This window comes from Cobetia sp. MC34 (assembly GCF_018340035.1).
Taxonomy (GTDB): domain Bacteria; phylum Pseudomonadota; class Gammaproteobacteria; order Pseudomonadales; family Halomonadaceae; genus Cobetia; species Cobetia amphilecti.
In genome coordinates, this window is record NZ_JADPPY010000010.1 from 1 (window position 1) to 18,412 (window position 18,412).

The following is an 18,412-nucleotide window of genomic DNA, read 5'->3' on the forward strand; positions in this document are numbered from 1 at the left end:
GCGACATCCGGAAACTCGATCTGCCGGAGATAGTGCATCTGAATCCGGAGCGGGATCCGGCACCGCAGGCAGTAGGATTTTAAAAAGCCAGAACCACTTCATGTGCCAACTATGTTGACAGATTCCGGTTGAGGGCGCATGTAAAAGGGGATCTGCAGGCGTCACCTTCTTCTCATGCTCTTTACGTCGTTGTGCCTGACGGCGACTTCGCTTAGTACGTGCTTGCGACTCCTCCACATGGGTTCGCAGCTCACTAATAGCGCGTAGAATTTCAGTCTCATTGACCGAGTTTCTTCCTTCCTGCCGAAGGCGCGCTTTAGCTTGGGCATACTCCCAAACACTCATCGAGGGGAGGGCAAGATTGGCAAAGGGCACGCGAAAATAGTGCCCGAGCTCCGGGTCTTTGAACCAAATGACACTAATGTCGCGAGGGTCGCGCCGGAAAACAAAGGTGCGTTTCTTGTCTGGCATGTCTGGATCTTTGGCATTGATCCAAGGTCTTAGCGCTTCATCGTAATAGTTTATGCCATCGATGGTCACACCAAAGGTCTGGATCGTACGCTGAAAGCTGGGCAAAAAATCGAGCAATACAGAGAGCCTGTCAGCAGGCCTCGGCGCTAATCCCACTCCCTGCACATCCGCATTGCCAAACACACCAATTTCCCACTTCTTCATCGGCGACATACCAATCCCAGAATGAAGGCGCTGGTGGTAAACCTTGCAGATCAACGTCACCAGCCACTCTTCAAACTCGCTTTTCGTCATGGCCGCGTGTTTCTCTGGATCGTACCCCTCTTTCTCTTTAATGGAGGAGAAAGTCGTCCCAGGCAGGTTATGAATTTCTTTGAGAAGAGACCCCAGCACCCGCTCAATGTGGCCACCGTAACGAGGCTGCTTAACAGGCCGAAACTCAAGGTTGATCCCATAGGCTAGGCATGAGCGCCTAAACGTCTCAGAGCGAAAATCTGGGCCGTTATCGACATGAATCGTGGCGGGTGTGCCCCATACCGGCCACTCAGCCTCCACATTATGCAGTAGCAACCACTCATCTTTAGGAAGCATGGAGTGCGCCACACACATGCCGACAGATGTTTCAGAGGGCGGGTCAAACGATAAGTAATACCCCGTGACCATGCGAGTACACACGTCCATGGCCAGCGTAATCCATGGACGGCCAATCGGTTTGCGATATACGTCATCGACCAAAATAATATCGGCAGGCGTGTGGTCAATCTGCATGACGGCTAACGGATAGTCCGCATTGGGAAATTTTCCGGCCGCCGGCTGAAACTTATTAATCGCTTTTTCTCTAAAGCCATGCCCACGCAATCGGTCGCGCTCTGGGATGTCGCGCAGACGAGAACGAACGGTACCAGGGCTCGGCGGGTCGATGCGCCGCTCATGGCAGCGCCGCATGACTTCCTGTACCGCTTTTTGTGCGGACGGACGCTGCAGCGTCAAATACACCTCTTTGATGACTTCCTGAATCACCGCCTCGGCATGCGCGGGGATACGCGACTTTCCTTTCTTCCACCCTGGCTTTTGAGGAATTAATGCAAGCACCGAGCCCGTCGCTTTATACCGCTTCAACCAACGGTAGATCGTAGCCGTATCAACCCCCGTTTGTTTAGCACGCTCCTCCGCTGCATCCCGCCCCACCGTATGGCGATCCACCAAGGGCTTAATGATGGAAAAGCGATGCTCGGCCTCCCGCCAATCGGCATCCCCAATCTCGGACATATCCTGCTCAGGGGATACGGACCCGCTATTGAGAGGCGCTAGTTCTTTGATGCGAAGCGGGCAACTACGCCCGGACTCAACGGCAATGCCAATGACCGTCTCAAAATCGAGCACCTGGGAAATTCGGTAAACGGTGCCATCTTTCTGAACCTGCTCACCCACCATAATCTGCAAGTGTTGGCGTGTTTGGGCGACGCCGTTATTGGGTTCAGTTGCGCTGCCACGATGATTATTCATGATCGGGTACCCATACCTCCGATAGAGGACTGAAGGATTGGGCCATATCGCAATCTAACTGCCGAGTCGCCAGTAGATGCCATAAATGCGCAATCCCCTCTGCCCGGTAAATATCGCCCATAAAGTGCCGAGAAAGCAGGTAATCCAAGGTCGCCACCCCCATTTCCCTCACCGTGTTGAGGACTGCCTGGCTTTCGACAGAGGGAAACACCATCCGCTTGTAGCGCGCTAGGAAGGTAATGTTGTCCAAGGTCTTATCACGAATGCGGCTTTCATCATGAATGCGAAACGCCCAGCCCTCATTGTTGGCATGCCGTATCGCCGCCTTCCATTTAGGCGACCATTCACGCCAATGTGCTTGCCACTTTTCCCGTGGTTTGACCTCCACCAGGAGAGGTTTTGGGTAATCCCTGTAATGACGGTTACCGAGACGGTAATAAACCAAATAGTCAGGTGTGTAGGTGTAGCGCCTACCGGTCACGGGATGATGAAACGGGATCTCGCACGGCTGGGAAATCACACCAAGGACGCTCACATCAAAGTCAGCCTTGATGAGGAAATCACGTTCGAGCGTCGACTCGAACGCAATAGACTCCTCCCCGCGAAAGGCATAGTAGCCAGACACACTTCGTCGGGTAGGGCCGATTTTACGAACGGATGTAGGCAGTGGCATGGGTAGTCGCACCAAATGTTGAATAAAACAAGGCCTGTCGCATCAATTGCTATTAATTCTGTCGCACTCAATCCTGTACAGACTACCATAATAGCCCGATATTACGCCCTGAGGGTCGCATCAATTGCTGAAAATGACAGTGGCTCCAAGCCGCGCCCGGGCGAGGTGTCGCTGGCGCATCATGGCGTGCTGTTTCTGGATGAGCTGGCGGAGTTCGACCGTGGCGTGCTGGAAGTGATGCGCGAGCCGCTGGAGAGTGGCCGTATCCTGATCTCGCGCGCCAGCCATCAACGCCGTTTCCCGGCGCGCTTCCAGCTGGTCGCGGCGATGAACCCTTGCCCCTGCGGCTATCTCGGCGACAGTCGCCGCAATTGCAGCTGCACGCCGGCGCAGATCCAGCGCTATCAGGCGCGTCTGTCCGGCCCGTTGCTGGACCGCATCGACCTGCAGGTCGAGGTGCCGGGCCTGCCCGCCGAGGAGCTGACATCCGCGACCCCCGGTGAGGCCTCGGCCGGCGTGCGCGAACGAGTGCTGGCTGCTCGCGCGCGCCAATTGGCACGCGGCGGCCTGAATGCCCATCTGGATACCCACGCGCTGGAAGCCGCCTGTCAGCTGGAAGACGGCGAGCGCCAGTGGCTGGCCGGTGTGCTGTCACGCCTCAATCTCTCGGCGCGCGCCTATCACCGGGTGCTGCGTGTCGCGCTGACACTCAGTGATCTGATCGACCAGGACGGTGTGCAGCGGCCGCAGCTGATGGAGGCCATCGGCTATCGCCAGCTGGACCGCATGATGGGCAGGGACCCGGCTCGCCCGGGTGCCGGTGCCCAGCAGCGCAGCGCCTGATGCCGGCGGGTCAGGATGTCAGCCCTGCTCGGGCTCAGTAGGAAGGTCTGTCCGCGCCGGGAATGCCTGCACGAATCAGGCGTGAGAAGTCGCCGTCCGGATGCTCATCGGCGGCGATGGCGGCGGGATTGATCAGGCTGCTGGCCTTGAGTTCCGCGAAGGGCGCAGCGTCACTCAGGGCGTTCTGGTCCGCGACATATTCCGGCAGATAGCCGGAGAGCAGCAGGCGGTAGTCCAGCGGCAGGCCGTCGGTCAGGCGCGTCATCATCGCGTAGACGAGGGTGGTGCAGTTGCTGGTGGCGGTGTTGTAGAAGCGTGGCTGAGTGCGCAATGTCTCGGCTTCGTCGACGTAGGCCAGCAACAGCTCGCGGATCATCTCGCGCGGCATCTGCACCCGATAGAGGTGCACCTGCTCGCCGCGCACGTTGCTGCGCACGCGGATGATGTCGCGTTCGTCGGCGGCGATCACCGCCAGTTCGTACTGCTTGAACATGCCGCCGAGGGTCGAGAACTGCTCGGTGCGCTCCTTGCGGATCTCCACCGAGAAGGCCAGATAGCGGCCATCGGCAAAGCCGAAGCTGACCAGTGTGTGGGCGATCTGCGGCCCCATCCAGTGACTGGTCAGCAGGTCCACCGAGGTCAGCTCCTCCAGCGGATAGTCGCGGCTTTCCCAGCGCGGCGTGTAATCCTCGGCGCTGTGCCACACGAAGTTGCGTACCTGCTCGAGATGCAGCACTTCACCCTGCGTGGCAGCCTCGGTCCTGGCGCTTGCCGGCGATGCCTCGTCCCGTGCTGGCGTGACCACCTGCCCCTCGACCAGATGCGCCACCTCCGGCGCCCAGTCGCGGTCCGCCCGTGGCGTGATGCTGGCCCACCAGGCAAGGCTTGCGACCAGCAGCATCAGGTAGCTGCCCATCAGCCGCCAGCGAATCGCGCTGGCCTGCGGCCACCACAGGACAATCACGCACACGAGCCCCAGCACTGCTGCGAGGGCAGCCACGGTGGTGCGCAGCCCTTCCGGCCCCGGCAGGCGGAACCACAGTGCGGGCACCAGCCAGAGGCTCGCGCCCACCACGGCGAGGCTGCTCAAGGCACGGGCCGCGAGGCTGACCAGCGTCATCGCGAGGCCCTCACGATAAATCGTTCATGAACGGCGCTCTTCGGCGATGGCCTGCTCGAGACGCGCGAGACGGCCCGGCACCAGACTGTCCTCGAGTGTCGAGATGCGCAGGATATGGCCAAGCGAAGGATGCGGAGAGCGAGTGATCAGCACGCCTTGAGCCATCAATTGCTGCTGCACCTGCGCTGCCAGTTCGGCGCTCTTGAGGCGCACGCAGAGGAAGTTGGTCGCGCTGGGCAGCACTTCCGCGCCCAGCGAGCGCAGGTGCTCGGCAAGACGATCGCGACAGTCGATGACACCGGCGACGTGCGCTGCCGCCTCTTCAGGGTGCGCCAGCAGCAGCTCACCTGCCGCCATAGCCGGGGCGCTGACCGCGAAGTGAATTCGCACCTTGGTCAGCATGGCGACATCGTCAGGCTCGGCGATCATGAAGCCGAGACGCAGGCCCGCCAGCCCATAGGCCTTGGAGAAGGTACGCAGGCGGAAGGTGCGTGCCATCGGCGCATGGTCAGCGTGGGCGGCGTCCGGGCGGAAGTCGTGATAGGCCTCGTCCAGCAGCAGGCTGCAGTTCTCCGGCAGGGCGTCGCGCAGGGCGCGCACATCGGCGTCAGAATGCAGGTGGCCGCTGGGGTTATCGGGGTTGGCGAGATAGACGACGCGGGCATCATGCTGCCTTGCCGCGGCGAGCAGCGCCGCGAGGTCCGGTGCCAGTCGCGACGATGAGGCGTCATCGGCCGTGGCGAAGCTCTCGCTGTAGGGCACCTCGATGACCTCGGCACCCAGCCCGCGGGCGAAGTACGCCAGGGTCGGATAGGTGCCGGCGCTGGTGATCACGCGCTCGCCCGCACAGACGGTGGCGCGCATCACCAGTGCCAGCAGGCTGTCGGCACCGGCATCGACCAGCAGGTTCTCGTAGGCGACTCCCAGACGCTCAGCCAGTTGCTGGCGCAGTTGCCAGGCATCGGCGTCGGCATAGCTGCGGCTCAGGTCGGCCAGGGCAGTGCCCAGCGCGCCGCCCAGCGTGTGGTGGGGCATGTCGAGCCCTTCGTTGGAGCCATACTGATACGGCAGCGCGTGTCCCAGTCTGCGTTCCAGCGCCTTGATGCCGGGGAACGGGTTATGCGGCCCATCCTGATAGAGGTGGGCAAGAAAGCGACGGGGACTGGCGGTGGTCATGTTGGCTCCGGAAAAGCAGAAAACGGTAAAGGGTGTATCAGAGGTGGCGGGGACCTCGGCGCAGCTGGGCGCAAGACTCAGGACTCAGGGCTCAGGGCTCAGGGCGCGGGGTGATTGCGCGCCAGCGACTCGAGGGCCGCCTGGTCGAAGGCACCGCTCAGGGTGAAGGTGCGCGTCTCATTGCGCTCGGCACTGGCGCTGCGGACCAGCGTCAGCTGCAGCTGATACGGCTGCAGCGTGCGGTCTGACAGGGTCAGTGCGGCGCCACTGGCCTCGAGAGTGGTCTCGAGACGCCACTGGCGGCTATCGACGGCAGGGCGGTCAGTGCTCCAGTTGAGCACCTGAGGCCCGTTCTTGAGCGCCAGCAGTGCGCGGGTCAGCGCCTCGTTCAGCGCGCCCGGGTTGGCCTGCAGCGTGGCATCTACCTCGGGCGGCGCGAGCAGCAATACCTGTTGCTCGAGCGGGGGTGTCCAGGACTGCTCGGCGATCAGGCGCGCCGCGCTCTGGCCGAGACCATAGATGGGGTCGCGTTCGGCACGCGGCACCTGGTCCAGGCTCATGCAGCCCGCCAGCGTGGAGAGTAGCAGGGTCGCGGCCAGCATGCGCAGGCGATGCATGGCCATCATGCCGTGCGCCCCTGCAGCGGCAGGTCTGACGGGCGCTGCGACAGGGCATCGAGAAAGGCGTCCAGCTCGGCAAACAGCTCCTGACGAATCGGCTCGGCTTCATTGACCAGATGGTGCTGGGCCTCGGGATGGCGGTAGATGCGCGCATTGGGGAACTTGCTGGCCAACACGCCGAGATTCCATTGCCAATCGACGGTGGTGTCCTGCTCGCCCTGCAGGATCAGGGTCGGCAGTGAGCAAGGGGGCAGGGCGCGGAGACGGGGAATCCACTCCCGCATCGCCGTTACCCACTTCACCGCGAGGCGATCGGCCTGCAGCGGATCATTGGTGCTGAGAAACTCGTAGAAGGCCACGTCGTTGGTATTCGCGCGGTACTTGCGCGGAATGGAATCGATAAAGGGGCGCGCCATGCTGTGCAGCCAGCGTGACTGCGACCAGCCCCACGGCCGCACCAGCGGTGCGAGCAGGGCGATACCCTGCCAGCGCGATTCATCGCCACGCATCAGGGCGTCGGTAGCCAGCACCGAGCCGCCGGTGCTCTGGCCGATGCCGAACCACGGGTGCGGCGCCAGGCTGTGGTCTTCCAGGTAATCCTGGAAGGCCTGCAGACAGCCGACATAGTCGCCGAAGTCATCGATGGAGGCGGGCTCGCCGGATGACAGGCCATGCCCCGGCAGGTCCCACAAGGCGACCTGCCAGCCGTTGCGCAGCAGGTGCGCCAGCAGATGGCGATAGAGAGCGAGGTGATCGAAGTAGCCGTGGACCACGAAGACGGTGCCGCGCGGCTTGCGCGGTGTCCACAGCTGGGCCCACAGGCGAAAGCCTCCGGCCTCCAGGTGGCCGGCATGCACGGCGATGTCCTCGCTGCGCAGCGCATCGAGGCCATAATGGCCCAGGTAACGCTCCAGTGGACTGGACGTCTGGCCCGGCAGCATGTCAGGCAGGCGGATAAAGGGGCCGTGGTCGAGCAGTTCACTGAAATCGGGCATGGTCATCTCCATAATGCTGCCATGCTAGCGGCTGGCGCGGCTGCGAGCTACACAAAGAACAGTGTTTCTTCACTGTTTTCCCCGCCTGTCGCCGAGCAACAACAGCGACGCGGAATCAACGCTGGGCGGGTAATCGGGCTCCATGAGCTTGTTCATTGGTCATAGCAGTCCTTTCGCCGGCCTCGCCATCGGGTATGGTGATGGGATTCGTCCCCGCCCGGCAGGTGACAGCGTCTTCCTGCCCGGCGTCTCGATGGCTCACGCTTGTCGGGCAGTCGCGCGTCAGCAGTCGCGTCAAACGCCGCGCCAGTGAGTGCCGTCTGGCGAAAATCCTTTTGAACACCACTGCTTGCAGTGTTGTCAGCCGTTGAGGGTTTCCAGCGATTCGTTTTCAGGGAGAGCAAACGCATGACCGACCGTATTCAACTTCAGCGCCTGGCCATCGACGCCAGCCTGCACCGCTTCATCGAGCAGGAAGCGCTGCCGGGCACAGGGATCGCGCCGGAGACCTTCTGGGCGGGTGTCGATTCACTGCTGCACGAGCTGGCACCGCGCAACCGCGAACTGCTGGCGACCCGCGAGCAGCTGCAGAGCGAGATCGACGCCTGGCACCGCGAGCATCCGGGCAAGGTAGACCTCGAGGCCTACAAGGCGTTTCTGCACAAGATCAGCTATCTGCTGCCGGAGCCGAATACCGTCGAAGCCAGCACCGCCTTCGTGGATAGCGAGATCTGTCAGCAGGCTGGCCCGCAGCTGGTGGTGCCGGTGATGAATGCCCGCTACGCCCTGAATGCCGCCAATGCGCGCTGGGGCTCCCTCTATGATGCGCTCTACGGCACCGACGCGATCAGCGAGGAAGATGGCGCCGAGCGTGGCAAGGACTACAACCCGGCGCGCGGGGCCAAGGTCGTCGCCTATGCGCGCCAGGTGCTGGATACCATCGCGCCGCTGGCCGGCGGCAGTCACCACGACAGCGAAGGCTACACGATTCGTGATGGTCATCTGCTGGTGCGTGCCGGAGGGCGTGACCTCAGCCTCAAGTCGCCGGAACGCTTCCTCGGTTATCGCGGCGATGAAAGCGCGCCGAGCGCGATCATCTTCGCCCACAACGGCCTGCACGCCGAGCTTGTGATCGATGCCGAGCACCCCATCGGCAAGACCGATCCCGCCAACGTCAGTGACCTGATCATGGAGGCCGCGCTCTCCACCATCATGGACTGCGAGGACTCGGTGGCCGCCGTCGATGCCGAAGACAAGGTGACGGTCTATCGCAACTGGCTGGGCCTGATGAAGGGCGACCTGACCGAGACGCTGGAGAAGAATGGCCGCAGCATGACGCGCAAGCTGAATGCGGACCGCGAATACACCGGCGCCGATGGCACCACGCGCGTGCTGCATGGTCGCTCGCTGATGCTGATTCGCAACGTCGGCCATCTGATGACCAACCCGGCCATCCTGCTCGAGGACGGCAGTGAAGCGCCGGAAGGCATCATGGATGCCATCTTCACCAGCCTGATCGCGCTGCACGACCTCAAGGGCGACAAGCAGGACCGCGGCGGCATCTGCAACTCGCGCACCGGCTCCGTCTACATCGTCAAGCCCAAGATGCATGGCCCCGAGGAAGTCGCCTTCGCCGATGAGCTGTTCGCGCGGGTCGAGCAGCTGCTGGGGCTGCCGGACTCCACGCTCAAGATGGGCATCATGGATGAGGAGCGCCGCACCACCGTCAACCTCAAGGCCTGCATCGCGGCCGCCAGCTCCCGCGTGGCCTTCATCAACACCGGCTTCCTGGACCGCACCGGTGACGAGATGCACACCTCGATGGAAGCCGGCCCGATGCTGCGCAAGGGCGACATGAAGGGCGCCGCCTGGATCCAGGCCTACGAGAAATGGAACGTGGATGTCGGCCTGGAATGTGGCCTGCGGGGCCGCGCCCAGATCGGCAAGGGCATGTGGGCCATGCCCGACCTGATGGCCGCGATGCTCGAGCAGAAGATCGGCCACCCGCGCGCTGGTGCCAACACCGCCTGGGTGCCGTCACCGACCGCCGCCGTGCTGCATGCGCTGCACTATCACCAGGTCTCGGTGAAGGACGTGCAGCATGATCTGCTCAGCCGTCCGCGTGCCAGCCTCGATGACCTGCTGACCATCCCGCTGGAGCTCGACCCCCAGTGGAGTGCCGAGGAGATCCAGGCCGAGCTGGACAACAATGCCCAGGGGATTCTCGGCTATGTGGTGCGCTGGATCGATCACGGCACCGGTTGCTCCAAGGTGCCGGACATCCATGATGTCGGCCTGATGGAAGACCGCGCCACGCTGCGCATCTCCAGCCAGCACATCGCCAACTGGCTGCATCACGGCATCGTCGACAGTGCCCAGGTACAGGACACGCTGGAGCGCATGGCCGGCGTGGTGGACCGCCAGAATGCCGCGGACCCCAGCTATCAGGCGATGACGGATGACCTCGAGGGCTCCATCGCCTTCCAGGCCGCCTGCGAGCTGGTCTTCCAGGGGCGCGTGCAGCCGAGCGGCTACACCGAGCCGGTCCTGCATCGCCGTCGCCTCGAGAAAAAGCAGCAGGCGCGCTGATCGCAGGGCGGCTGACGGCAGGAAACACTGAACACAACAACGGCGACCCTGGGTCGCCGTTGTTGTCTGTCGCCGAGCAGGAATTGCCCGGCCACTATTTTGCCAGGCGCATGTTTCCCGAGGCCGCATTTGCCGCTAGCCTTGCCTCAGAAACCGCGTAACCGCGCGATCGGATCCAGTGTGTCGAGGAGAATGTCATGCCCGTGATGAGCGCCGCCGCCATCGAGGATTTCCTCGATGAAGTCTTCCCCCAGCGTCTGGGTACCATCGAGGCCGTCGGCGATCGCTGGGCGACCATGGGGCTGGCCATCGAGGACGAGCACCTGCGTCCCGGCAGCTGTGTGTCCGGGCCGACGATGATGGCGCTGGCGGATGTCTGCCTGTATGTCGCGATTCTCGGCGAGATCGGCCCGGAGCCGATGGCCGTCACCAGTGACCTCAGCATTCACTTCCTGCGTCGCGCGCGCGGCGACCGCGATCTGATGGCCACCGCGCGTATCCGCAAGCTGGGTCGGCGGCTGGCCGTCGGCGAGATAGAGCTTTTCAGCCACGGTGACACCGACCCGGTCGCCATCGTGACCGCGACCTATACCTTGCCGGACAGCGATGACTGACCCCGGGACGGTCATGGGCAACGTCTTGGGCCAGTCCGCTACAGCTTGTTGATATCCTTCTCTTCGCTGCCGCGCTGACGCCAGCCGGTGACGGCCAGGCTCAGCCAGCCGGCGATCAGCAGCAGGCCGCCGATGGGTGTGATGATGCCCAGCTGGGTGCGCGCCGTGGTCGCCAGAGCATACAGCGACCCCGAGAACATCAGGATGCCGGCCGCCCACAGCCCCAGCGTCAGCATCTGGCCGCGCAGCGGCTGCACCGAGCGCCAGGCGAGTACCCCGACCGCCGCCAGCACGTGCCACATCTGATAGCGTACGCCGGTCTCGAACACGCGCAGCATGTCCGCGCTCAGGGTGCCGCGCAGGCCATGGCTGGCGAAGGCACCCAGCGCGACGGTGGACATGCCGGCCAGTCCCATGGCCAGCCACCAGTGGCGGGAGTGGGAGTCGTTGTGACGCATAGACAATAATTCCTTGAGGGCAGGTGGCGCGGCACGATGTGCCTACGCCTGTCCACGTAAAGCCGCTACAATAGCGGCCTCTTTTCGCGGGAGGACAGCATGCAGATACAGCTCAACGGTGAAGACCACGTGGTGACGGACGACACGACGATTGCCGCCCTGGTCGAGAGTCTCGGTCTCCAGGGCCGCCGACTGGCAGTGGAACGCAATGAAGACATCGTGCCACGTAGCGCGCACGCCGACACCCGTCTGCATGCCGGTGACCGCATCGAGATCGTCCATGCCATCGGTGGTGGCTGATCCGTCCTGTTTCCAGGATTGACACTTTTCACTACTCGCTCGCGCTCAGCGCGTCCACGTCCAGCTCGATGAGGTCATCATGACAGACAGTTCTGCCCCGACATTGAACCACCCCGTCACCCAGGTCGCCGGCGACAGCCCGTTGATCGTCGCCGGTCGCGAGTTCTCCTCGCGCCTGCTGGTCGGTACCGGCAAGTACAAGGACATGGACGAGACACGCTCCGCCATCGAGACGTCCGGCGCGGAAGTGGTCACCTTTGCGGTCCGCCGTACCAATCTGGGCCAGAACGCTGACGAGCCGAACCTGCTCGACGTGCTGTCACCGGATCGCTATACCTTCCTGCCCAACACCGCCGGCTGCTACAACGCGCGTGACGCGGTACGTACCTGCAAGCTGGCCCGTGAACTGCTGGATGGCCACAACCTGGTCAAGCTGGAAGTGCTGGGCGATCAGGACACGCTGTATCCCAATATCGTCGAGACGCTCAAGGCCGCTGAAGAGCTGGTCGCCGATGGCTTCGACGTGATGGTGTATACCTCCGACGACCCCATCGTCGCGCGCCAGCTCGAGGAAATCGGCTGCTGCGCCATCATGCCGCTGGGCTCGCTGATCGGCTCCGGCCTCGGCATTCTCAACCCGCACACCCTATCGCTGATCATCGAGCGCGCCAATGTGCCGGTGCTGGTCGATGCTGGTCTGGGTACGGCGTCAGAAGCCGCCTTCGCCATGGAGCTGGGCTGTGATGGCGTGCTGATGAACAGTGCCATCGCCCACGCGCGCCAGCCGCTGTTGATGGCAGATGCCATGCGTCAGGCCGTGATTTCCGGCCGTGGCGCCTTCCTGGCCGGCCGCATGCCGACTCGCCTGACGGCACGTGCTTCCTCACCGGGCGCTGGCCTGATCACCGGCTGAGCCCTGAAACATTCGAATCCGATGCACGCGCATCGTTCATGCAAAGACCAAGACGACCCCATGACTGACGAGACTTCCAAGCCGCAGGACGACACGTCCACTTCTGCTCCCGCTGACGATGCGCAGCAAGAGAGTGTGCAGAACGAGAGCGCGCAGCCCGAGAGCGTGCAGACCGAAAGCGCGCCAGCGACCCCTTCCGTTGCCGATGAAGCCGTCGCCCGCAAGCGTGGCATCAAGAGCTACGTGATTCGTGGTGGCCGCATGACCCAGGCCCAGACCCGCGGGCTCGAAGAGGTCTTCCCGCGCCTTGGCCTGCGTCACGAGCAGGGCGAGCTGGATCTCGAAGCGCTGTTCGGGCGTCGGGCGCCGCTGGTGATCGAAGTCGGCTTCGGCATGGGCAAGTCACTGTGTGAACAGGCACAGGCCAACCCGGACACCGACTTCATCGGCATCGAAGTGCACGCGCCGGGCGTCGGCAAGCTGCTGGATGATGTCGACAAGCTGGGCCTGACCAACCTGCGTGTCTATCGTCACGACGCGCTGGAAGTGCTGGCGGATTGCGTGCCGGCCGGTTGCGCCGACACCTTCCAGCTGTTCTTCCCGGACCCGTGGCCGAAGAAGAAGCACCACAAGCGTCGTATCGTTCAGCCGGCCTTCGTCGAGCTGGTGCGTCGTGTGCTCAAGCCGGGCGGCCACTTCCACATGGCCACCGACTGGGCCAACTACGCCGAAGCGATGGCGGAAGAGATGGCCGAAGCACCGGGCTTTGCCAACACCGCTCCGGCGGAAACCGCACCCTACGTGCCGCGTCCGGACTTCCGTCCGCTGACCAAGTTCGAACAGCGCGGCGAGCGTCTCGGCCATGGCGTGTGGGACTTGATCTTCGTCAAGCAGGACTGATCAGCGCCTCGTGCGCAGTGGCGGCGTCTTCATGACGCTGCATCGCGGCCGCCTTCGGGTGGCCGCTTGCGTGTGAGGCCCATCGCCATGGCGCGGTTCTGCGTGCCAAGGCCATTTGCCTGCGTGGCGGTCTGTGCCGCTTGCTGTGTTTGCTGTCCCTTTCTTTCCTCGTCCCGAGAGTTGCTGACCATGACGACGCTTACCGCCGATTCGGCTGATCGCCCGACCATGACCCCGCTGACGGCCCTGACCTGTCCGCTGGATGCCCAGCCGCTGGTACGTGACGGCCAGAGCTGGTGCTGTGCCGACGGGCATCGCTTCGATATCGCACGCCAGGGGCATGTCAATCTGCTGCCGGTGCAGCGCAAGCGCAGCCTGGACCCCGGCGACAGCAAGGCGATGGTCAGTGGCCGCCAGCGTCTGTTCGCGTTGGGCGGCTATCAGCCTCTTGCATCAGCCTTGGCCAGTCGTGTGCTGGCATTGGCAGCGGCCCAGTCGACTCAGGCGCCGCTGGCCGTGCTGGATGCCGGCTGCGGCGAAGGCTTCTATCTGCGTCAGCTGGCGTGCGCTGCCGGTGAGCAGAATCTCTCGCTGACGGCGGCGGGGCTGGATATCTCCAAGCACGCGGTGCTGGCCGCGGCGAAGCAGTCACGTGATGCCGCCTGGCTGGTGGGCACCAACGCCGCTCTGCCGCTGGAGGATGCGTGTGTGGATGTCGTCATCTGCGCCTTCGGCTTCCCTGTCTGGCAGGAATTCGCGCGTGTCCTCAAGCCCGGTGGCCACGTCGTGCTGCTGGAAGCGGGGGCCGAGCATCTGCTGGCGTTGCGCAAGATTCTCTACCGCGAGCTGAAGCCCGCGCGTGGCGAGGCCGGACTGAGCGCTGCCGAGTCTGCTGGCTTCACCATCAGCGGCGAGGTCGAGCATCTGCATGCGGGGCTGTCATTGACCAGCAATGAGCAGATTCGGGACCTGCTGACCATGACCCCGCATCTGTATCGCGCCGAGCGTGATGGCCTGGCGCGTGCGGAAGCCATGACGGCGTTGGAGGTCGAGCTGCATGCGGAGTTGAGGGTGTTCTCGCTCGAGGATGCACAAGATAAAGCTTAAATAGAAATTCTTCGCATTTGCCTTGCAAAAGCAAATGAGAATGATTATCTTGTCTGTGGGGTGTCCGGGCAGACATCGCAGGGCGCAAGCCCAGCCGTAGCGGCGGAGTCAGGCCCCCGCTACGGTGTTTCTCCTCATCAAGCTAGTCACGGTCTTGGGCATCCTCATCTGGGGATGCCCTTTTTGTTGTGCGCTACGCACGCTGCGAGCTCTCACGTCGCGTTCGGATATGCGGTCGTCAGCTCGACAGCTCGACAGGAGCTCAGGTCGACAAGAGATCAGGTCGCCAGCCACAGGGGCAGGGTCAGCATCGCCAGTAGCGTCTGGGCGGTGATCAAGGCCGCCATCAGCTCGGCATTGCCGCCTAGCTGGCGGGCCAGAATATAGGCGGAGGTCGCGGTGGGCAGCGCCGCGAACAGAATCGCCACATCGCGCGCCACTCCCTCGAGGCCGAACCACCGGCAGAGCACGACCACCAGTGCCGGCATCGCCAGCAGCTTCAGCAGGCTCGCCAGCCACGCCACGCTGCCACTGCTCACCAGTACACGCGGGCGCAGCGCCACACCCACCGCGACCAGGCCGAGCGGCAAGGCGGCGCGCCCCAGCAGGCTGATGGCGTCGCCACTCCAGCCCGGCAAGCCGATGCCGCTCAGGTTGAGCGCCGTGCCGGCCAGACACGCCAGCACCAGCGGATTGCGGGTCAGCGCCTTGAGCGAGCGCAGCAGGCCACCTTCGCCCAGGGTGCCAGCCCCGATGAAGGCCATCACGCACAGCAGGTTGGCGGCCGGCACCATCAGCGCCAGCGCCACGGCCGCGACGGTTGCCCCGGCACTGCCATGCAGCGCTGCTGCCCCGGCCACACCGACGTAACTGTTGAAGCGGATGCTGCCCTGGAAGAGCGAGGTAAAGGAGGCGGCGTCGCCCATATGACGGCTCAGCCAGTCCGGCGCGTGACGCCAGCTCAGCCATAGCGCGGCGGCGAACAGCAGCATCGCGCCCAGCATCACGCTGGCCAGCGCCACGACCGGCACGCTGGCCATGTCGGCACGTGCCAGCGTGGACACCAACATGGCGGGGAAGAGCACGTAATAGATCAGGCGTTCCAGTTCGCTCCAGAAGCCTTCGCCGGGGAAGCGCTTCCACCCGAGTAGCGCCCCCGCGAGGATCAACAGGAAGAGGGGGCCGAGCGCCTGCTGTACACTTGCCATGCTGACTCCTTGTCGGGGCTGAGTGCGAATGCCTTGAGAGCGATGTGGCGTGCGCGTGACATGATGTCTCGCCTGCTGCCGCGGTGAGGCGGGCTGGTAAGCTTGTCATGACTCGCTCAGCGCTGCACTTGGACTCAGGTCTTGTTCGCCGGTCACGCGCTGGCGTCATGTCGTGGCTGAGCGCAGACCATTCCCATCACGTCACTTTCTTTCCCATTCGGGGCGCCTTGCCTGTCGATGCGCTGCCGGACCGTTGCCGGAACTGCCATGTATCGCGTAGAAGAAGACAATGCCCGCCCGCGGCTGCTCAATCTGCTGATCATCGTCACGTTGATCACCATCGTGGTCTCGCTGTATTACCTGATCGACTATTACCTGGTACGCGACGGCAGCAACGGCAAGGTGACCTGGTTTGCGCCCAATCAGTCCTGCGAGCTCAATCATGCCCCCTGTACTGCCGAGCTGGGCCGCTTCGGGCGTATCACCCTGGCGCTGGAGGGCGATATCAGTCCGCTGACGCCGCTGGGCATTCGCGTGATGACGGAAGGCGTCTCACCGGAGGGGGTCGAGGTGGACTTCATCGGCCGCCACATGGACATGGGCGTGAAGCGCAGCGTGCTGAACACCACCGATGCCCAGAGCCTCGAGCGCCAGCATTGGCAGGGGGAAGGGCAGCTGGGGTTCTGCAGCAGCGCGACCATGGCGTGGCGCGCGCAGGTGATCGTGACCACCGAGCGTGGCCGACTGGGCAGCTGGTTCGATTTCGATAGCCACCCGCAGGCCACCACGGCGGAGCAGCTCGAAAGCTCGGTCGATCAATTGTTTCGCAGTGATACCCGCCCGACGCATCAGGGCAGCTAGCCGCTGGCGCTGAGCCCGGCCGGCAGGGACGTCGTTTCAGGCATGAAGGCACCGGGAGGCAGGGATGGGCGCAGAGCGAAAGTCACAGGACGGGCAAGCAGGCGCCCGCCAACAAGAGAGCCATCAGCTGGACAAGGGCGTCGCCAGACGCTGGTGGCTGCTGGGCGCCGTCGGCCTGGCGGCCGTGATCGGTGCCGGTGTCGCCTGGCAGCAGGCGCAGCAGGATCTGGCGCCGGTCGCGGGAATGCAGGCCTGGGCCAGTCTGGGCGGCCCCATCCAGCTCGAATCACAGCAGGGTGACTTCACGCTCGCGGAGGTCACGATAGGCGAGGCCGCAGACGCGCAGGCCACGCCGGTCGTCGCGCTCTACTTCGGTTATACCCAGTGCCCGGATGTCTGTCCGATGACGCTGGCGGCGCTGCGTCAGGTGATGTCTGAACTGCCACCCCAGGCGGCGGCGCGCGTGGTGCCGGTGATGGTCTCGCTGGACCCCGAGCGCGACACCCCTGCCCGGCTGGCCGAATACACCGGGCACTTCGGGCCGCGCTTTCAGGGTATCACCGGCAGTCAGGCGGCACTCGCCGATGTGGCGCGGCGCTATGGCGTCAGCTATCGGCGTGTCGAGGCGCAGGACTCCGCGCTGGGTTACACCATCGATCATGGTGCCGCGCTCTATCTCGTCTCTGCCCAGGGGCGCATCTACGATCGCATTCCATTCACGCCGGGGCCGGCCGGTGTTCGCGCTGGCGTGACGCGTGTCCTGAGCGCGACCGCTGATTGAGCCATGCGTGGCACCTGCTGATCGCGCCGCATCTTGAGGCCTTTCTCAGAGGTGAAATACACATTGTCCACAAGTTGGCAAGCGCTCGAGGAAAATTTTGTGGATAATCATGACGCCTCGAACACGCAACGCAGTGCCGTCAAGTGCTGATTTATAAAGGCTAGTAAAAACAAACTGTTACGAGATATCGACTAAAAATATCAAGTCAGTGGTTGCTTTGCGTTCAACCAGCATCACTGCCGCGACAGGCACCAGAAGGGCCGGTTGTCAACCTGTGGTCAATAGCTTCCCCACAGATTTATCCACAGGCTGGCGGCGTCCGCACCGAGCCTTCTGGAGGGGAGAATCAGCGGACATCAGCCATTGCCGTAGTAGTGGCATGCCCCGTAGTCCTGTGCGCAGCATGCGCTTGGATGGGCTTGCCGCTGACCCTCATCCAGCCTTGCCAGAAACGCAAAGAGCCGCCCGATGGGCGGCTCTTTCATTGCTACCGGCAGCAGTGCTTGCCGGTTACCTGCAGGGGAGGCTCACGCCGCCATTACTGCTTGGCGTCGGCCTTGGTCACGTCGAGCAGCTCGACCTTGAAGGTCAGCGTCTCGTTCGGGCCGATCGGGCCGCCGGTGCCAGCCTTGCCGTAGGCAAGCTCGGCCGGGACGTAGAGCATCCAGGTGTCGCCGACGCTCATTTCCTGCAGTGCTTCCTGCCAGCCCTTGATGACCTGGTTGACCTTGAAGCTGACCGGCTCGCCACGCTGGTAGGAGCTGTCGAAGACGGTGCCGTCCAGCAGCTTGCCTTCGTAGTTCACCTTGACGGTATCTTCAGCGGACGGGGTCGCGCCGTCACCGGATTCCAGCACCTTGTACTGCAGGCCGGAATCCAGTGTCTTCACGCCGTCCTTCTTGGCGTTGTCGGCGAGGAACTTGTCACCCTCTGCCTTGTTGTCGGTCGCTTCCTGCTCGACCATCTTCTTCTGCTCTTCCATCTTCTTCTGCTGGAAGCGGGAAAGCGAATCCGCGATTTCCTGGTCGCTCATCTTCATGTCGCCCTTGGCGTAGACATCACGCACGGCTTGAGTGAAGGCGTCGAGATCCAGATCGGTGATGTCCTGGGAAAGGCTCTTGCCCAGAGTTGCACCGATGCCATAGCTGAGCTGTGCCTGCTCGTCTGCGAGGCTGTCATCGGCGGCAAAGCTGAACGGGGTGACCAGGAGGGCGCCGAGCGCGACGGCACTGACCAGCTGTTTCATGAAAACTCCTTCAGGATGGAATGGGCCTGAG

Annotated in this window: 17 protein-coding genes and 1 pseudogene; 9 read left to right on the forward strand and 9 right to left on the reverse strand. The window is 63.4% G+C overall.

The features are described from left to right. Together IZU87_RS07280 and IZU87_RS07285 are read right to left on the reverse strand one after the other, a co-directional pair. On the reverse strand, positions 1-1,977 hold a 1,977-nt coding region (locus tag IZU87_RS07280; protein ID WP_249330484.1), incomplete at its 3' end, for a TnsB C-terminal domain-containing protein. Then, complete coding sequence (locus tag IZU87_RS07285; protein ID WP_349305168.1) at positions 1,970-2,602, reverse strand: TnsA endonuclease N-terminal domain-containing protein; 633 nt, start codon at positions 2,600-2,602, stop codon at positions 1,970-1,972. The genes IZU87_RS07280 and IZU87_RS07285, both read right to left, overlap by 8 nt. Before the next feature lie 189 nt (positions 2,603-2,791). Between IZU87_RS07285 and IZU87_RS07290 the strand changes: the two are divergent. Continuing rightward, positions 2,792-3,493: pseudogene (locus IZU87_RS07290) on the forward strand (ATP-binding protein); the annotation flags it as partial. A 34-nt stretch (positions 3,494-3,527) separates the two neighbouring features. Here IZU87_RS07290 and IZU87_RS07295 read toward each other — a convergent pair. The 4 genes from IZU87_RS07295 to IZU87_RS07310 form a co-directional block, all read right to left on the reverse strand. Continuing rightward, the gene (locus IZU87_RS07295) at positions 3,528-4,613 is read right to left on the reverse strand and encodes an Lnb N-terminal periplasmic domain-containing protein (protein ID WP_213114153.1); all 1,086 of its coding nucleotides are present in this window, start codon (positions 4,611-4,613) and stop codon (positions 3,528-3,530) included. A 24-nt stretch (positions 4,614-4,637) separates the two neighbouring features. After that, positions 4,638-5,789, reverse strand: coding sequence for a pyridoxal phosphate-dependent aminotransferase (locus IZU87_RS07300; protein ID WP_213114154.1), 1,152 nt, complete (start codon positions 5,787-5,789; stop codon positions 4,638-4,640). 98 nt (positions 5,790-5,887) lie between these two features. Then, positions 5,888-6,415 (reverse strand): hypothetical protein, encoded by a 528-nt coding sequence (locus IZU87_RS07305; protein ID WP_153635041.1) that lies wholly within the window; start codon positions 6,413-6,415, stop codon positions 5,888-5,890. Further along, positions 6,412-7,404: an alpha/beta hydrolase gene (locus IZU87_RS07310; protein ID WP_107335724.1), complete on the reverse strand. Its 993-nt coding sequence runs from the start codon at positions 7,402-7,404 to the stop codon at positions 6,412-6,414. Before IZU87_RS07310 ends, IZU87_RS07305 begins: the two co-directional genes overlap by 4 nt. A gap of 408 nt (positions 7,405-7,812) precedes the next feature. On the opposite strand from IZU87_RS07310, the gene IZU87_RS07315 reads away from it, so the two are divergent. Continuing rightward, complete coding sequence (locus IZU87_RS07315; RefSeq protein WP_213114155.1) at positions 7,813-9,993, forward strand: malate synthase G; 2,181 nt, start codon at positions 7,813-7,815, stop codon at positions 9,991-9,993. Between the two features lie 197 nt (positions 9,994-10,190). Then, a complete protein-coding gene (locus tag IZU87_RS07320) occupies positions 10,191-10,607 on the forward strand; it encodes a PaaI family thioesterase (protein WP_043336979.1) in 417 nt (138 codons plus the stop codon). Between the two features lie 38 nt (positions 10,608-10,645). Here IZU87_RS07320 and IZU87_RS07325 read toward each other — a convergent pair whose 3' ends face one another. Then, complete coding sequence (locus IZU87_RS07325; protein WP_043336980.1) at positions 10,646-11,065, reverse strand: DUF423 domain-containing protein; 420 nt, start codon at positions 11,063-11,065, stop codon at positions 10,646-10,648. Between the two features lie 99 nt (positions 11,066-11,164). On the opposite strand from IZU87_RS07325, the gene thiS reads away from it, so the two are divergent. The 4 genes from thiS to IZU87_RS07345 all read left to right on the forward strand — a co-directional run bounded on the left by thiS (position 11,165) and on the right by IZU87_RS07345 (position 14,285). Then, the gene (thiS, locus tag IZU87_RS07330) at positions 11,165-11,365 is read left to right on the forward strand and encodes a sulfur carrier protein ThiS (RefSeq protein WP_043336981.1); all 201 of its coding nucleotides are present in this window, start codon (positions 11,165-11,167) and stop codon (positions 11,363-11,365) included. A gap of 79 nt (positions 11,366-11,444) precedes the next feature. Beyond that, positions 11,445-12,278: a thiazole synthase gene (locus IZU87_RS07335; protein ID WP_107335722.1), complete on the forward strand. Its 834-nt coding sequence runs from the start codon at positions 11,445-11,447 to the stop codon at positions 12,276-12,278. Between the two features lie 60 nt (positions 12,279-12,338). Beyond that, the gene (trmB, locus tag IZU87_RS07340) at positions 12,339-13,178 is read left to right on the forward strand and encodes a tRNA (guanosine(46)-N7)-methyltransferase TrmB (RefSeq protein WP_082388702.1); all 840 of its coding nucleotides are present in this window, start codon (positions 12,339-12,341) and stop codon (positions 13,176-13,178) included. A gap of 189 nt (positions 13,179-13,367) precedes the next feature. Then, positions 13,368-14,285, forward strand: a complete 918-nt coding sequence (locus IZU87_RS07345) for a putative RNA methyltransferase (protein WP_249330485.1) — start codon at positions 13,368-13,370, stop codon at positions 14,283-14,285. A 278-nt stretch (positions 14,286-14,563) separates the two neighbouring features. On the opposite strand, the gene IZU87_RS07350 is transcribed toward IZU87_RS07345, so the two are convergent. Next, positions 14,564-15,493, reverse strand: coding sequence for an AEC family transporter (locus IZU87_RS07350; protein ID WP_131431117.1), 930 nt, complete (start codon positions 15,491-15,493; stop codon positions 14,564-14,566). Between the two features lie 267 nt (positions 15,494-15,760). Between IZU87_RS07350 and IZU87_RS07355 the strand changes: the two genes are divergently transcribed. After that, entirely contained in the window at positions 15,761-16,354 is a 594-nt protein-coding gene (locus IZU87_RS07355) for a hypothetical protein (RefSeq protein WP_052384509.1), read from the forward strand. 64 nt (positions 16,355-16,418) lie between these two features. Further along, positions 16,419-17,135, forward strand: a complete 717-nt coding sequence (locus tag IZU87_RS07360) for an SCO family protein (protein WP_213114156.1) — start codon at positions 16,419-16,421, stop codon at positions 17,133-17,135. A gap of 538 nt (positions 17,136-17,673) precedes the next feature. Here the strand turns inward: IZU87_RS07360 and bamJ are convergent. Next, on the reverse strand, positions 17,674-18,381 hold the full coding sequence (gene bamJ / locus IZU87_RS07365; protein ID WP_043333314.1) for a BamJ family beta-barrel-assembly machinery protein: 708 nt from the start codon (positions 18,379-18,381) through the stop codon (positions 17,674-17,676). Positions 18,382-18,412: the final 31 nt, after the last annotated feature.

Bases quoted from the DNA above. Each gene is read 5' to 3' on its own strand.
- IZU87_RS07295 (WP_213114153.1), bottom strand. From the start codon at position 4,613: ATGACGCTGGTCAGCCTCGCGGCCCGTGCCTTGAGCAGCCTCGCCGTG.
- IZU87_RS07300 (WP_213114154.1), bottom strand. From the start codon at position 5,789: ATGACCACCGCCAGTCCCCGTCGCTTTCTTGCCCACCTCTATCAGGAT.
- IZU87_RS07305 (WP_153635041.1), bottom strand. From the start codon at position 6,415: ATGATGGCCATGCATCGCCTGCGCATGCTGGCCGCGACCCTGCTACTC.
- IZU87_RS07310 (WP_107335724.1), bottom strand. From the start codon at position 7,404: ATGCCCGATTTCAGTGAACTGCTCGACCACGGCCCCTTTATCCGCCTG.
- IZU87_RS07315 (WP_213114155.1), top strand. From the start codon at position 7,813: ATGACCGACCGTATTCAACTTCAGCGCCTGGCCATCGACGCCAGCCTG.
- IZU87_RS07320 (WP_043336979.1), top strand. From the start codon at position 10,191: ATGCCCGTGATGAGCGCCGCCGCCATCGAGGATTTCCTCGATGAAGTC.
- IZU87_RS07325 (WP_043336980.1), bottom strand. From the start codon at position 11,065: ATGCGTCACAACGACTCCCACTCCCGCCACTGGTGGCTGGCCATGGGA.
- thiS (WP_043336981.1), top strand. From the start codon at position 11,165: ATGCAGATACAGCTCAACGGTGAAGACCACGTGGTGACGGACGACACG.
- IZU87_RS07335 (WP_107335722.1), top strand. From the start codon at position 11,445: ATGACAGACAGTTCTGCCCCGACATTGAACCACCCCGTCACCCAGGTC.
- trmB (WP_082388702.1), top strand. From the start codon at position 12,339: ATGACTGACGAGACTTCCAAGCCGCAGGACGACACGTCCACTTCTGCT.
- IZU87_RS07345 (WP_249330485.1), top strand. From the start codon at position 13,368: ATGACGACGCTTACCGCCGATTCGGCTGATCGCCCGACCATGACCCCG.
- IZU87_RS07350 (WP_131431117.1), bottom strand. From the start codon at position 15,493: ATGGCAAGTGTACAGCAGGCGCTCGGCCCCCTCTTCCTGTTGATCCTC.
- IZU87_RS07355 (WP_052384509.1), top strand. From the start codon at position 15,761: ATGTATCGCGTAGAAGAAGACAATGCCCGCCCGCGGCTGCTCAATCTG.
- IZU87_RS07360 (WP_213114156.1), top strand. From the start codon at position 16,419: ATGGGCGCAGAGCGAAAGTCACAGGACGGGCAAGCAGGCGCCCGCCAA.
- bamJ (WP_043333314.1), bottom strand. From the start codon at position 18,381: ATGAAACAGCTGGTCAGTGCCGTCGCGCTCGGCGCCCTCCTGGTCACC.